We start from the raw sequence: 14,084 nt of genomic DNA, 5'->3' as shown, positions 1-14,084 counted from the left end.
GGGCCGATCGACATTCATGCCATCCAGATCATGGCTGCGGCGAGGTGAACAAAGCCAAGGAAATGGATGGTGCATCGATCATATCGGGAAGCAAAGCGTCTGAAGTGCTGGAGGCGGTTGAAGCAGCCCTCGATACGATTACGTAGCTTGTAAGCTCTGGTATCATGCGGGTGCGATTGCAGGGAATGACAGCTTCTGAGCCCATCTGAGCGACAGGAGCACGTCATGCATTGCTGTCATAGGCTTGGTCGGCCATAACGGCCGCCCCTTCCTGACCTGCAGGCAGAGCCTGTGCCTGGGTGACATCGCCAACCTGCCCAGCTGTAACAACGAAGCGCAGCGGGCGGCCCGGCATATCGGTCAGCATGTGGATTTTGGTTGTCAGACTACGTCGGGAACGCCCCAGCGCCTGATCCTTGCCCCCCTTTTCCGTTCGCAGCCTGCTGATGGGCGCGAACGATGGTTGCATCGAACATCAGATACTGATTGTCCAGATCGGCCGTCAGCGTCTCGAAAATCCTGTCCCACACCCCGGCATGACACCATCGGCTGAAGCGACGATGTACCGTCTTCCAATTGCCATAACGCTCAGGCAGATCCTTCCAATGCGCGCCAGAGCGTAGAATCCAGAGGCAGCCGTTCACGAACAGGCGGCCATCCGCTCCACTGCGGCCTTCATCTCCAGCTTTCCCGGGAAGCAGAGGCGCAATCCGCTGCCATTGCGCTTTATTCAGCTCGTACCGCTTGATTCCCATCCCGTAACTCCGTGTTCTGATACGGCACTCAGTGAAACATCCATGCCACAAAAAGAAAATCCTGAATGTCGATTGGTCCTAAGAGATTGTTTGAAAACAAGTAATTGATAAAAAACAAGAAATTTCTGGATGCTGCCTTTTTTCAAAAAGGTGGCGTCTTCTGAAGCTTTTTAGAAAAAGCTTCACCAAAAACCTTTATAATTTCAGTATGTTATCGATCCTGACTTTTCAAACACGCCTCTTTGATAAGAAAAAATTTTCAGATATTGCGTGGCTTTAGAAAAGGGGGCACCTTTCAAAGCTTTTATTTTTTATCAATGGGTGTTCTGGACAGGGGCCTGGAAATTTTTACCCTTCTGCCCTGCGCCCTACCTTTCCTGCCCCGCGCTTCATGACACCGCGATCACGTCCTTTTGCCCTTGCCGGGCGTGGCGATTGGATCAACACTTTTCCCATGAGCGACAAAGATACCCATCCCGAGCCCCTGACATCCGAAAAGGCGCTGGAGGAGGCGGACAAGGCCCGCCTGAAACAGCCCGCCGAACCTAACGAACGTGGCGGCCCCAAGGGACCGGAACCCACGCGTTACAACGACTGGACCGTCAAGGGACGCTGCATCGATTTCTGATACCTGCGCACCATATGCAGGAAATCAGCTTTCGTTGGGTTGCAGGCCCCGGCCAAATCCCTGCCGCGCCCGCTGGCGCGGCGGTGGCATATGGCACGAAATCAGATAGATCCCGGCCACGAACACGATTTGTGACAGCGAATTGAACCATAACGCCAGTTCATACGCACGCTCAGCCGTGATGGCCTGATAGATCGCGTATATGGCAAAGGGAATCGAGATTGGGCGCATCCCCGCCAGCATCCCACGCAGGGGATTGAGGTATCCGGGCCGGACCATGCCACGCATGCGATGGATGCCGATGTAGAAAATGACCTCGAAACACCAACCAAGCATATTTGTAATAACGTTGTCGAAAGACATGCCCTGCAACATGAGCAGGGCGGAAATCGACACGGCCGACAGCACGATCGAGCCGACCTGAAAGTTCATTCCCAGGTCCATCGCGGACAGACGTTCGGGCAATGCATCGGCAAAAGGCTGGAACACCCGATCCAGCAGCCATGCATCCAACTGGTTGACGCGATCACCAAAAGACATTGCAGTTCCCGTAACGGTCCAGATGCCAGCGGCAGGAGGAGGTATCCTGCGGCGATGGCATGTTCATAAATGGCAGTGTCATACCGGATATCTTTATACTGATATTTTTATGCCGGGTGCATCTTGGAGACTGTTTGAAAAGTCAGACTCGATAACATACTGAAATTATAAAGATTTTTGGTGAAGCTTTTTCTAAAAAGCTTCGAAAGACGTCGCCTTTTTGAAAAAAGGCAGCACCCAGAAACTTTTCTTGTTTTTTATCAACGACTTGTTTCCAAGCAGTCTCTTACCCCTATTATTCCCCATACACAGCCCGCACGACCGCATCAGGATAGGCCCCGGCCATTCCCGCCAGGGCCGTATTGCTCAGCATCACAATGGAAATGCCACGCGCACGGTCCACCGTCCATTGGTGCCCGTAAACCCCGCCCCAGGTAAAGCTGCCTGGCGAAAGCGGCGTACGCGCCATGACAGGATCGGTTACGATCGCCCCGCCAAAGCCAAAACGCCGCCCGCGGTCAAGCGGCCCCATCGGCAGGTTCCCCACGGCATTCGCCCCAAAACGTTGGGCGGATTGGCGCGACAGGATGGGGTCGCCACCACGGCGCACGGCCTCCAGGAACATCATGAATTCTTCCGCCGTTCCCACCATGCCCGCCCCACCCGATGGATAGGATGCGGGGTCGCGGATACGATCAGGCACAAAATGGATTTCCGACACCCCACCACAAGGTAACAGCCGCGACAGGCGATAATCAGCGGGCATGCGCACCGGCATGGGGCGGGCATCTGCGTAACAGGTCGCCAGCACCAGATCCGGCGGCGCATGAAACCCCGTACGCGTCCATCCGCCCAGCCGGTCACCAATATGACGCCGCACCAGATCCGGCAGGGACGCATTTCCCACCTGTTCCAGCACGCCACCCATGACATCCAGCCCCAGCGAGTAAGCCCAACCTTCCCCCGGGGGAAAGACAAGTCGCACCTGCGCCAGGCGTCGCAGGTTTTCATGCAGCGACAGACCAGGTTCCGCCAACCCGTCGGAAACACCGGCACGGGCATAGGGATTGTCGTCACGCGGAAACTGAAACCCGTAGGACAGACCACTGCTATGGCTGAGAAGCAGGTGCAACGGGATCTCCGTCTCCCCTCCATCCGGCAGGCGCGGGCGGAAGAACGGCAGGTAGCGCGACACCGGCGCCCCAAGGTCCAGCACCCCGCGTTCCGCCAGTGCAAGCGCCAGTGCCGTCACGACCGGCTTGGTCAGCGAGGCCAGCCGGAAACAGGTATCCAGATGCATCGGAATGGCGGATTCGCGATCGCGCATTCCTGCCGCATGGCGCAGCACGATACGCCCATCCACCGCGACCACCACGACCGCCCCAACCACACGCCCACTGGCGATCGCATCATCCATGGCACGCACCACACGTGCGTGCATGGCATCACTCTGCATCTGTGTCATCACGGCGGCCTTTCGCGTCTTTCGGGCACTTCCCTGACATAGGCCATATTCCCCCTGTCACGCAAAGGGCGGGCATGAACTGGTCCCACCGCACAAAGCGGCGTAACCTGTCGTGCATGAACAAACGCCTGTTTCCCACGTTGTTTACCCTCCTCATGGCGGGCAGCAGCCTCCTGTCCACACCCGGATGGACAGCCCCCCCGGCACGGCAGGCCCCTGCCACGCCCATACAGCCCACGGCCGAGGCCCCGGTACGCACGACGCTGCCCAATGGCATGCGCATCATTATCGTGCCTGATCGCCTGGCCCCGGTCGTCACGACGGAAATGAACTACCTTGTCGGTTCCGCCGCTGCGCCGCGCGGGTTTCCCGGCACGGCACACGCGCTGGAACACATGATGTTCCGTGGCAGCAAGGGACTGGACAAGGACCAGCTTGCGGCCATCGGCGCGCGGATGGGGGGCAATTACAACGCCGACACCACCGAAAGCACGACGCAGTTTTTCTATACCGCCCCGGCCGAAGACCTCGACATCGCACTGCGGATCGAGGCACTGCGCATGAACGGCCTGACCCTGTCGGACGCGGACTGGAAACATGAACGTGGCGCCATTGAACAGGAAGTCTCACGCGATCTGTCCAGTCCCGGATATCAGTACCTTTCCCGCCTGCAATCCATCCTGTTCGCGCATACACCCTATGAACATGACGCACTGGGGACACGCCCTTCATTCGATCGTACGGATGCGGCGATGCTACGCCGGTTCTATCGTGACTGGTATGCGCCCAACAACGCCATCCTGATCATTACCGGCAATGTCGATGCGGATCAGGCCCTGGCCCACGCACGCGACATCTTCTCACCTTTGCCCGCGCGTTCCCTGCCCCCCCGCCCAACGATCGAACCGGGCGCGGTGCAGCCGCAACTGCTGCACTTCCCCACCGATTATCCCATCGGGCTGATCGCGATCGCCAGCCGCATGCCCGGACAGCGCGCCCGCGATTACGCCACGGCACAGATCCTGTCCGACGTGCTGTCCAGCCAACGCGGCGCACTTTATGACCTGGTGCCAGAGGGCAAGGCACTGCTGACCGGGTTCGATTACGCGCCCAAGGCGGATGCCGGAATTGGAATCGCACTGGCGGCCTTCCCTGCGGGGCAGGACCCGTCCACCTTGTTGCAGACACTGCGTGACACGCTGGCCTTGTTACAGGCACATGGCGTTCCGTCCGATTTGGTGGATGCCGCGCGACGCAAGGAACTGGCACAGCTTGGCTATGCCGCAAACAGCATTTCAGGGCTTGCGGAAAGCTGGTCCGAGGCCGTGGCGGTCATGGGCCTTGATTCCCCCGACGCGTTGGCAAGTGCCTATGCCTCGGTCACACCAGAGGACGTGAACCGTCTGGCCCGGCAGGTACTGGACCCTGCACAGGCCGTGACGGCCATCCTGACACCGCGCAGTTCCGGCCATCCGGTGGCGGGCAAGGGGTTTGGTGGCTCTGAATCCTTTGCTGCCCCGCCTGACCATCCGGTGGTCCTGCCGCAATGGGCACAAAAGGAGCTGATGACGCTGTCGCCCCCCACCCCGATTCCCGCCCCCTTCAGCTATGTGCTGCCCAATGGGCTGCACCTGATCGTGCGACCCGCCCATGTCAGCCATACCGTCAGCCTGTATGGCATGGTGCGCCAGAACTCCGACATGCAGGAACCAGCGGGGCAGGAGGGGATTGCCGACATTACCGATGAACTGTTCCATTACGGCACCACGACCCATGACCGCGTCAGCTTCCAAAAGGCGCTTGACGATATTGCCGCAACCGAAAGTGCCGGGTCGGATTTCAGCCTGAACGTGCTGGCACAGGATTTCGACAAGGGCCTGCGCCTGTTGGCCGACAATGAACTGCATCCTGCCTTCCCCGAAAAATCGTTTGCGGTGGTACGCATGAATACGGCCTCCTCCCTGGCGGGGATGCTGCAATCACCGGATTACCTGCTGGGCCGCGCGGTGAAAGCCGCAATTTCCCCCCCGCATGACCCGTCATTGCGCCAGGCGGACCCGGCACGGGTCATGAAGCTGACGCTCAAGGATTGCCGGGCTTTTTATAATGCGGCCTATCGCCCGGACCTGACGACCATCATCATCACCGGCGACATCACCCCGCAAAAAGCGTTGCAGGCGGTGCGCGCGACATTTGGCGCATGGCATGCAACAGGCCCCACCCCCACGGTGGACCTGCCACCACGCCCGGACAGCCATGCCTCCGTCGCCCGCGTGCCGGACGAATCCAGCCTGCAGGACAGCGTGACCCTTGCCGAAAGCCTTGGGCTGACGGCGCGTGATCCAGATCATTTCGCCCTTACATTGGGGAATGAGGCGCTTGGCGATGGTTTCTCCTCGCGGCTCTATCGTGATCTGCGGGTGCGCACGGGATACGTTTATACCGTGCGCAGCCATCTTGCATGGAACCGGCAACGCGCGGCCTATACCATCACTTTCGGTGCAGACCCGTCGAAGGTTGCCCCTGCCCGCGATGCCGCAATCCATGATGTGGCCGACATGCAGGCCCATCCGCTGGGCGAAGATGAGCTGACGATGGCCAAGGCCAGCCTGCTGCATGGCCTGTCGCTGCAACAGGCCAGCCTGGATTCGATTGCCGCAACCTATCTGCACCTCAGCAATCTTGGCCTGCCACTTGATAACGGGAATATGGCTGCCAGTGCTTATTACAACATGACGGCGCAGGATGTGCAGAAGGCCTTTGCCCGCTGGCTGCGGCCCGCCGACATGGCCGAGATCATCAAGGGTCCGTAAGGGACTGATAACGCCAAAAGTTTTTGGGTGCCGCCTTTTTCCAAAAAGGCGGCGTCGTTGAAGCTTTTTGAAAAAGCTTCACCAGAAACTTCTTTATGATCCAGGTCTGTCGAACGTGACGGACAATAAAAAAGGGCGGTACCAGAAGGTACCGCCCTTTTCGCATTCCCTACCCCGAAGGGCAGGGAACGGACCGATATCAGTTCTCGGCGTTACGACGACGGATCGCAGCACCCAGAATATCGCCCAGCGACGCGCCGCTGTCGGACGAGCCGTATTCGTTGATCGCCTGCTTGTCTTCCTCGACCTCACGGCCGCGGATCGTCAGCGCCAGCTTGCGGGCCGCACGGTCAACAGACACGATCTTCGCATCGACGCGTTCGCCAACCGCGAAACGCTCCGGACGCTGATCCGCCTTGTCACGGGCCAGCTCGGCGCGACGGATGAAGCCGGTCAGCACGTCGTCAACCTTGACTTCGATGCCGTTGGACTGAACCGCCGTGACGATGCAGGTCACGATCGCGCCCTTCTGCACCTTGCTCAGGGTGTCGGCCGCCGGATCTTCATGCAACTGCTTGATACCAAGCGAGATGCGTTCCTTTTCCACATCCACGTCCAGGACCTTGGCCTTGACGACCTGACCCTTTTCGTAATGCGTCATGGCGACTTCGCCCGTCTCGTCCCAGGACAGGTCGGACATGTGAACCATGCCGTCGATGTCCGCGGACAGGCCGATGAACAGGCCGAATTCCGTGATGTTGCGGATTTCGCCCTCGACCACGGAACCGACCTTGTGCTCCTCGGCGAACTGCTCCCACGGATTGCGCTGGACCTGCTTCAGGCCAAGCGAAATGCGACGCTTCGCGCTGTCCACATCAAGGACCATGACGTCGACTTCCTGCGAAGTGGCGACGATCTTGCCCGGATGGACGTTCTTCTTCGTCCAGGACATTTCGGACACATGCACCAGACCTTCGACGCCCGGCTCAAGCTCAACGAACGCACCGTAATCGGTGATGTTCGTGACGCGACCGGTATAGCGGGCACCCGGCGGATACTTGATCGCCACGTTCTCCCACGGATCGGCCTCAAGCTGCTTCATGCCCAGCGAGATACGCTGCGTGTCGGGGTTGAAGCGGATGACCTGCACGCGGACCGGCTGACCGATCTGCAGGGCCTCGGACGGGTGGTTGATACGCTTCCACGCAATGTCCGTGACATGCAGCAGGCCGTCAACGCCGCCGAGGTCAACGAACGCACCGTAATCGGTGATGTTCTTGACCACACCGTCGAGGATCATGCCTTCCTTCAGGCCCTGGATCAGCTCGCTGCGCTGTTCGGCGCGCGTCTCTTCGAGGACGGCGCGGCGCGACACGACGATGTTGCCACGCGCACGGTCCATCTTCAGGATCTGGAACGGCTGCGGCACACCCATCAGCGGGGTGACGTCACGCACGGGGCGAATGTCCACCTGGCTGCCGGGCAGGAACGCCATCGCACCGCCAAGATCGACCGTAAAGCCACCCTTGACGCGGCCATAGATCGTGCCGTTGACGCGCTGGTTGCTTTCGAACGCCTTTTCAAGGTTCGTCCACGCTTCCTCGCGCCGCGCCTTTTCACGCGACAGCACGATGGAACCGTCACGGTCCTCGTAACGCTCGACAAACAGTTCGATGACATCGCCCGGCTTCACGTCGGGGGTCACGCCCGGCGGGCCGAATTCCTTAAGGGCGACGCGCCCTTCGCTCTTGAGCCCGACATCGACGATCGCGAATTCATCCGTCAGGCGGACGACGCGACCGGTAACGACGGAACCGTCAAATGCGCTGTCGCGGCCCAGGGTCTCTTCGAGAAGGGCTGCGAAGTCCTCGCCACCCGCGTATTCGGCGGTAGGCTGTGTTGTGGCTGAAGCCATGAGTTACTTGTAAATCCCGTATCCGGTCGGCCCCAGCGGGAAGGACCGGAAAATCCTGCGCCCCGCCTCATGATCCTGTATGACCCTGATCGGAACGTCTTGCCCGGCTGCGATCCATGACACGGTCATGGCATGCCTGACGGCCAACACGAAAACACGCCCCACACCGCCACGGATGACGGCACGGCAACATTTCCAAGCACAGACACCCTATGACCCGTCCGTGTCAATAAAAACGTAAGGGGCGCGCAGAAATATCGCCCACAAATGCGTGTCAGCGCGTCATGCGCGCCACGATGCGCAGCGCCTCGGCCAGGACTTCGTCCGCGCTCATGCTGTCGGTTTCGATATGGACCGCGTCAGGGGCCGCACGCAATGGCGCCGCCGCGCGCGAGGAATCGGCCGCGTCACGGTCCTCAAGCTCCCGCGCGACGCGGGCGATCTGCTCCTCCCGATCGGGGGCATTGGGGTCGGTGGCCATCTGTTCCCACCGTCGCCGGGCACGCGCGTCCAGCGATGCGGTCACAAACAGTTTTACCCGCGCATCGGGAAAGATCACGGTTCCGATGTCACGCCCGTCCAGCACCGCGCCATGGCGGGCCGCGAAATCACGCTGTATCCCCACAAGGATGCGCCGCACCGCAGGTTGCGCCGCGACAAGGCTTGCCGCGCGATCCACCGGCGGGACACGCAGGTCGGTACGCGACAGATCCGCCAGCGTGACGCGGCGGGCCTGATCATCGGCAGGGGCGGTGGGGTCAAGTCCGGCATCGAGCATGCGCCGCCCCGTCGCACGGTACAGCAGCCCGGTATCGAGGTATGGCAGGTCGAGCGCGCGCGCCAGCCGCAACGCCAGCGTGCCCTTGCCCGCCGCCGCGGGACCATCAACGGCGATGACCAGCGGCGCGGTCATGCCATCATTCCCACGCCATGCCCACGCCCGTCCCGGGGCGACAGGAACGGGGAACAGGACGGCGGACGGCCACAAACAGGGGGCGTCACACCCCGAAGCGGTAACATCTGGGCTGTTTTCATACCCTTCCAATTCCGAATTCCTGCGTCGGGTGTCAATCCGATATTGACACAAAAACGTCCCCTCCCCCATTGCATGGGGCGCATCGTTTGACATACGCCAAACAAACTGGCATGGGGCTGCGCCCTTTTGCCACATCGCGACGGTGGCTTTAATTCCTTTGCACAGAACAGGATCGACAGGTTCAAGATGGCCCAGCCCAACCTCGGCACCAAGCGCGTCTGTGTCTCCTGCAGCGCCCGCTTTTATGACCTGAACAAAAACCCGGCAGTCTGCCCGAAATGCGGCGCGGAACAGCCCGTTGAACTGCCGCGCGTGCGGCGCCCCGTGGAGCCGGCCACGCCCGATTCCGCAAAGAAGTCGGCCCCCGATGACCTCGATTCCGATACGGATCTGGACACCGACGCCGATGCCGACGCGGATGACGTGATGGAAGACGAAGTCGGCCTTGACGACGATGACGACGATATCAGCAGCGCCGACATCGACCTGAAGACCGACAAGGAAGACCACGACAACTGATCCCCGCCCTGACGGCGGCTGTGGCGGTGGCGCCACCGGCACGACATGCCGGTGGCCAGCCCCATGGCGGCGATGTGCGCGGCATGACGGCCGCGCATCGCCGCGTTTACGGTGCGTGAAGCGGGTTGCGGCGTTCGATTTCGACCCCCACGGCCCGCGCATCGTCAAAGATATCCAGCTTTTCCACGCGAATCCGTGCGACGCGAATCCGTGCATCCCGCAACATCCTTGCCGCGATCCGCTCGGCCAGCGTTTCCACAAGCTGTACATGGCCCTGCTGCACAAGATCGCGCACAAGCAGCACCACGTCTTCGTAAGAGACCGTGCGGTGCAGTTCATCCGCCCCCACATCCAGTCCCGGGATATCCGCCACGCCAAAGGCGACATTGACGCAGATACGCTGTGTCACACCCTGCTCATGCGCAAAAACACCGATATTGGCATCAAGCAGCAGGTCACGCACGAAAACACAGCGCAACGGCGGCTGGTCCGGCCATGGCGGAAAAACCGACATATCTGTCAGGCTCCTGTTTCAGGGGGACGCCGTGCGCCTGATGGTACGGCGGGCGACCACTGAAGATGCTGCCCCCCATCAAGGGCGAGCATCTGCCCCGTGACGGATGGCATGCACAGCAAAGAAAGCGCGGCGTGAGCGACTTCATCCACCCCCGCCCCGTATCCCAGCGGCAGGGACGCGCATTGCCGGGCGAACTGTGCGGCACTCTGCCGTGGCGTGGGCAGGACAGGTCCCGGCCCGATGGCGTTGACCCGGATTCCATGCGGCGCCAGCGCCAGCGCCATGCTTTGCGTCAGGGACCATAATGCCGCCTTGGAGACGGTATAGCTGACAAAATGCGGTGTAAGCGACCAGACCCGTTCATCGAGCATGTTCAGCACCATCCCCTGCCGCCCTGCGGGCATCTGCAGCGCAAAAGCCTGCATCAGGACGAAAGGCGCGCGCAGGTTGGGCTCCATGTGGATATCCCATGCTTCGCGCGTTGCGCTATCCCACTCATCCCGTTCAAAGACGCTGGCGTTATTGACCAGAACCCCCAGCGGGCCAAGGGCATCACCGGCCCGTGGCAGCAGCGAACGGACCTCGTCCTCGCACGACAGGTCAGCACGCAGGATGCATCCCCTTCGGCCAAGCGCGATGATATCGGACAGCGTACGCCGCGCCGCGTCCGCGCTGTGGTTATAATGGATGGCCACGTCAAAGCCGTTTCGCGCCAGTTCCAGTGCGATGGCGCGCCCAAGGCGTGCGGCCCCGCCGGTCACCAGCGCAACGCGCGCGATACCGGGCGGAACGGGCCAGCACATCACGGATGCGGTCATGCCGGACGCCGCGCCATCAGGGCGGCGGCAAGCGTGCCGTCATCCAGCACATCAAGCGCACCACCAACAGGTACGCCCTGCCCCACCCGGCTGATGGGAATATTGAAACGCAGCAGGCTGTCATGCAGCCAGTGCATGGTCGTCGCGCCATCGACCGTGGTGCCCAGTGCAAGGATCACCTCGCGCACGCCCCCGGCCTCCAGCCGTGCATAAAGCGGTGCGACATTCAGGTCATCCGGCCCGACGCCATCAAGCGCCGACAGGGTTCCCCCCAACACCTGATAGACGCCGCGATGGACACAGGCGCGTTCCAGCGCCCACAGATCGCCCACATTTTCCACCACACAGACCAGCCCATGGTCACGGGCCGGGTCCGCGCAGATCGAACACGGATCACAGGTATCAAGGTTGCCGCATGACGAACAGGTCCGCACCGCACGTGCCGCCTGTTCCATCGCGTGCGCCAGCGGCAGCATGCGGGTCTGTGGCTGGCGCAGCATGGCAAGGGCGGCACGACGGGCCGAACGGGGACCCAAGCCCGGCAATCGTCCCAGCAGGGTAATCAGCCGCTCGATCTCGGCACCGCCCATCATACAGGTTCCCGGTGCGGGATCAGAACGGGAACTTCATGCCACCGGGCAGGTTCAGGCCGCCGGTGACCTTCTTCATCTCCTCGCTCGCCGTGGCGTCGAGCTTCGCACGCGCATCACTACATGCCGCAAGGATCAGGTCCTGCAGCATGTCCATCTCCTCCGGGTCGGCCAGCTTGGGGTCGATGCGGATCGCCTTCATGTCCCCCTTGCCGTTCAGGGTGATCTGCACCATCCCCGCGCCGGAGCTTCCCTCGATCACCATGGCTTCAAGCTTGGCCTGCATTTCTTCCATACGGGCCTGCATCTGCGTGGCCTGCTTCATCAGGCCGGCAAGGTTCTTCATATTGTGTCTTCTCCTTTGGGCGTCAGTCGTCGGTCGGCAGATCGTCTTCATCCACCAGTTCGGCATCCAGTGGCGCGAATTCCAGATCCGGGGCCAACATGGCTGGGATGATCTCTTCGGGCGGAAGGCCGTAATCGTCAAGCGCGTGGTCCGTCACCTGTCCCAGACGGGCGGATGGAAATGCCGCCATGACCGCTTTTACCAGCGGATGGGATGCGGCATCCGCACGATGGAGCTGAATGATCTCCGCCCCCTGCTCCGCCAGGGTGGCTTCACCCTCGTCTTCACATGTGCGGATTTTCCACGACGGATCGCCCGTTTCGGCACGCAGCAGGGTTTCCAGCCGTCGCGCAAGCCCGGCCATCGCCGCGGCCTCCACCCGGATACGGATTTCGGGGGCCGCAAACGCCACCAGATGTGTTGAATGGCGCAGATGCCCATGCAGCATCGCATCGCGCCCTGACACAAAGGCCACGACCTCGCGCCATGTACGCAACTGCGGCGCTTCCGGGATGGCTGGCGCCGACGTCGCGGGGGCGGCAGTCATGGGATCGGCGGCAACGGCATCAACGCGCACACCGCCATTGGCCACCATGCGCAGGCTCGCACCACCTGTCGGTCCACCCTGTAGCGGCCCACCTGAGGTTGCGCCCCCTGTTATGCCGCCCGTTACGTCCTGTGCGACAGCAGGCCGTGGGGCAGCCGCCTGCGCGCCACCCGCCGATGGCTGCAGCAAAGACGCGGGGGCCGTAACCTGCGCCGTCGCGCCCCCCGTCCCACCATCAAGCACCTGCCGCACCAGATCGCCTGGCGGCGGCAGGTCCGCCACATAACACATGCGGATCAGCACCATTTCGGCCGCCTGCCTGCGATCGGGGGCGTGTTCGACCTCGCCCTGCCCCTTGAGCAGCATCTGCCATGTGCGTCCCAGCACGGGAACGGACACGCGCTCTGCGATGGCAAGGCAGCGTTCGCGCTCCATCTGCGGCATATCGGCACTATCACGCAGGTTCGGCACCGCCTTGAGCCGGGAAACCGAATGGATCAGGTCCAGCACATCGGCCAGCATCACCCCAAGATCCGCCCCACGGGCAAACACCTCGTCCGTGATCGTCAGGGCCTGGTCCGGCCGACCCGCCAGCACGGCGTCAAGCAGGTCAAACACCATACCCCGGTCCGCCTGCCCCAGCATGCCGCTGACCAATGTGGCGTCGATCGGCGCGGCATCGCCCTGCCCCTCACCATCCAGCGTCCCCTGCGCGATGGCCTGGTCCAGCAGTGACAGCCCATCGCGCACCGACCCATCCGCCGCACGCGCGATCAACGCCAGCGCATCGGGCGCGAAGGCCACGCCTTCCGCCGCCGCGACCCGCCCGAAATGCGCGGCCAGCATATCCTGTGGCACACGGCGCAGGTCGAATGTCTGACAGCGCGACAGCACCGTCACCGGCACCTTGCGCAATTCAGTGGTGGCAAAGATGAACGTGACCTGGGACGGCGGTTCCTCAAGCGTCTTGAGCAACGCATTGAACGCGTTGCGCGACAGCATGTGGACCTCATCAATGATGAAGACCTTCATTCGACCCTGAATCGGGCGGAAACGTGTGGAGTCGATGATCTCGCGCACATCATCCACACCCGTGCGCGAGGCGGCGTCCATTTCCATGACGTCGGGATGGCGGTCGGCCAGTATCGCGACACAATTGGGACACACGCCGCACGGATCGGCGGTCGGGCCGCCCTGCCCGTCCGGGCCGGTGCAGTTCAGGGCGCGCGCGATGATCCGCGCCGTCGTCGTCTTGCCCACCCCCCGCACACCGGTCAGCATGAAGGCATGCGCGACCCGGCCCAGTGCAAAGGCATTGCGCAGGATACGCACCGTGGTGTCCTGCCCGATCAGGTCATCAAATGTGGTGGGACGATATTTACGGGCCAGCACGCGATAGGGTGCGGCCTTCTCCATCAGGGCGGACGGATTCGATACAACGGGGGAAGGCGCGTCGCCAAACAGGCCGGGGCCATCATCCGCAGGCGGGGACGGCAGGGCTTCCTCCCCGGAACGATCCTGATCCGAAGAAGCGTTCATTGATGCATCCGGCCTTGGTGAATGGTGCGCGCTGCATCCTGCGACACAGGACGGCA

Annotated in this window: 12 protein-coding genes and 1 pseudogene; 3 read left to right on the top strand and 10 right to left on the bottom strand. The window is 61.9% G+C overall.

Annotated features, from left to right (window positions below; translation table 11 throughout):
- Positions 1-14 precede the first annotated feature (14 nt).
- Positions 15-749, bottom strand: a pseudogene (locus FYB92_RS06115) (IS5 family transposase).
- Positions 750-1,209: 460 nt separating this feature from the next.
- Between FYB92_RS06115 and FYB92_RS06110 the strand changes: the two are divergent.
- Positions 1,210-1,383: a DUF1674 domain-containing protein gene (locus FYB92_RS06110; RefSeq protein ID WP_064504907.1), complete on the top strand. Its 174-nt coding sequence runs from the start codon at positions 1,210-1,212 to the stop codon at positions 1,381-1,383.
- A 24-nt stretch (positions 1,384-1,407) separates the two neighbouring features.
- Here the strand turns inward: FYB92_RS06110 and FYB92_RS06105 are convergent, their stop codons facing one another.
- Positions 1,408-1,923: a hypothetical protein gene (locus tag FYB92_RS06105; RefSeq protein ID WP_003621204.1), complete on the bottom strand. Its 516-nt coding sequence runs from the start codon at positions 1,921-1,923 to the stop codon at positions 1,408-1,410.
- 295 nt (positions 1,924-2,218) lie between these two features.
- Entirely contained in the window at positions 2,219-3,388 is a 1,170-nt protein-coding gene (locus FYB92_RS06100) for a serine hydrolase domain-containing protein (RefSeq protein ID WP_332828357.1), read from the bottom strand.
- Positions 3,389-3,504: 116 nt separating this feature from the next.
- On the opposite strand from FYB92_RS06100, the gene FYB92_RS06095 reads away from it, so the two are divergent.
- Positions 3,505-6,201 carry an insulinase family protein gene (locus FYB92_RS06095; RefSeq protein ID WP_075595709.1) on the top strand — a complete coding sequence of 899 codons (2,697 nt, stop codon included), beginning with the start codon at positions 3,505-3,507 and terminating at the stop codon, positions 6,199-6,201.
- 199 nt (positions 6,202-6,400) lie between these two features.
- Here the strand turns inward: FYB92_RS06095 and rpsA are convergent, their stop codons facing one another.
- Positions 6,401-8,116: a 30S ribosomal protein S1 gene (gene rpsA, locus FYB92_RS06090; RefSeq protein ID WP_048858863.1), complete on the bottom strand. Its 1,716-nt coding sequence runs from the start codon at positions 8,114-8,116 to the stop codon at positions 6,401-6,403.
- A gap of 274 nt (positions 8,117-8,390) precedes the next feature.
- Positions 8,391-9,029 carry a (d)CMP kinase gene (gene cmk, locus FYB92_RS06085; protein ID WP_003621210.1) on the bottom strand — a complete coding sequence of 213 codons (639 nt, stop codon included), beginning with the start codon at positions 9,027-9,029 and terminating at the stop codon, positions 8,391-8,393.
- A gap of 309 nt (positions 9,030-9,338) precedes the next feature.
- On the opposite strand from cmk, the gene FYB92_RS06080 reads away from it, so the two are divergent.
- Positions 9,339-9,671 (top strand): TIGR02300 family protein, encoded by a 333-nt coding sequence (locus FYB92_RS06080; protein WP_003621212.1) that lies wholly within the window; start codon positions 9,339-9,341, stop codon positions 9,669-9,671.
- A gap of 106 nt (positions 9,672-9,777) precedes the next feature.
- Here FYB92_RS06080 and folB read toward each other — a convergent pair whose 3' ends face one another.
- Genes folB through FYB92_RS06055 form a run of 5 tightly spaced genes read right to left on the bottom strand, consistent with a single transcriptional unit; the run spans position 9,778 to position 14,028 of the window.
- The gene (gene folB, locus FYB92_RS06075) at positions 9,778-10,185 is read right to left on the bottom strand and encodes a dihydroneopterin aldolase (protein WP_247067024.1); all 408 of its coding nucleotides are present in this window, start codon (positions 10,183-10,185) and stop codon (positions 9,778-9,780) included.
- 5 nt (positions 10,186-10,190) lie between these two features.
- A complete protein-coding gene (locus FYB92_RS06070; RefSeq protein ID WP_332828356.1) occupies positions 10,191-11,006 on the bottom strand; it encodes an SDR family oxidoreductase in 816 nt (271 codons plus the stop codon).
- The gene (recR, locus tag FYB92_RS06065; protein ID WP_247067026.1) at positions 11,003-11,599 is read right to left on the bottom strand and encodes a recombination mediator RecR; all 597 of its coding nucleotides are present in this window, start codon (positions 11,597-11,599) and stop codon (positions 11,003-11,005) included. The genes FYB92_RS06070 and recR overlap by 4 nt, the downstream gene beginning before the upstream one ends.
- 19 nt (positions 11,600-11,618) lie before the next feature.
- Positions 11,619-11,942 carry a YbaB/EbfC family nucleoid-associated protein gene (locus FYB92_RS06060; protein ID WP_003621220.1) on the bottom strand — a complete coding sequence of 108 codons (324 nt, stop codon included), beginning with the start codon at positions 11,940-11,942 and terminating at the stop codon, positions 11,619-11,621.
- A 22-nt stretch (positions 11,943-11,964) separates the two neighbouring features.
- The gene (locus tag FYB92_RS06055; RefSeq protein ID WP_247067027.1) at positions 11,965-14,028 is read right to left on the bottom strand and encodes a DNA polymerase III subunit gamma/tau; all 2,064 of its coding nucleotides are present in this window, start codon (positions 14,026-14,028) and stop codon (positions 11,965-11,967) included.
- Positions 14,029-14,084 lie beyond the last annotated feature (56 nt).

The organism is Novacetimonas sp. GS1 (assembly GCF_036686925.1).
GTDB classification, from domain to species: Bacteria; Pseudomonadota; Alphaproteobacteria; order Acetobacterales; family Acetobacteraceae; genus Novacetimonas; species Novacetimonas hansenii.
This window is presented reverse-complemented; position numbering and strand designations above follow the sequence as displayed.

What these genes read in the sequence shown, in the direction of transcription:
- FYB92_RS06110 (WP_064504907.1), top strand. Translation starts at nt 1,210, where the DNA reads ATGAGCGACAAAGATACCCATCCCGAGCCCCTGACATCCGAAAAGGCG.
- FYB92_RS06105 (WP_003621204.1), bottom strand. Translation starts at nt 1,923, where the DNA reads ATGTCTTTTGGTGATCGCGTCAACCAGTTGGATGCATGGCTGCTGGAT.
- FYB92_RS06100 (WP_332828357.1), bottom strand. Translation starts at nt 3,388, where the DNA reads ATGACACAGATGCAGAGTGATGCCATGCACGCACGTGTGGTGCGTGCC.
- FYB92_RS06095 (WP_075595709.1), top strand. Translation starts at nt 3,505, where the DNA reads ATGAACAAACGCCTGTTTCCCACGTTGTTTACCCTCCTCATGGCGGGC.
- rpsA (WP_048858863.1), bottom strand. Translation starts at nt 8,116, where the DNA reads ATGGCTTCAGCCACAACACAGCCTACCGCCGAATACGCGGGTGGCGAG.
- cmk (WP_003621210.1), bottom strand. Translation starts at nt 9,029, where the DNA reads ATGACCGCGCCGCTGGTCATCGCCGTTGATGGTCCCGCGGCGGCGGGC.
- FYB92_RS06080 (WP_003621212.1), top strand. Translation starts at nt 9,339, where the DNA reads ATGGCCCAGCCCAACCTCGGCACCAAGCGCGTCTGTGTCTCCTGCAGC.
- folB (WP_247067024.1), bottom strand. Translation starts at nt 10,185, where the DNA reads ATGTCGGTTTTTCCGCCATGGCCGGACCAGCCGCCGTTGCGCTGTGTT.
- FYB92_RS06070 (WP_332828356.1), bottom strand. Translation starts at nt 11,006, where the DNA reads ATGACCGCATCCGTGATGTGCTGGCCCGTTCCGCCCGGTATCGCGCGC.
- recR (WP_247067026.1), bottom strand. Translation starts at nt 11,599, where the DNA reads ATGATGGGCGGTGCCGAGATCGAGCGGCTGATTACCCTGCTGGGACGA.
- FYB92_RS06060 (WP_003621220.1), bottom strand. Translation starts at nt 11,942, where the DNA reads ATGAAGAACCTTGCCGGCCTGATGAAGCAGGCCACGCAGATGCAGGCC.
- FYB92_RS06055 (WP_247067027.1), bottom strand. Translation starts at nt 14,028, where the DNA reads ATGAACGCTTCTTCGGATCAGGATCGTTCCGGGGAGGAAGCCCTGCCG.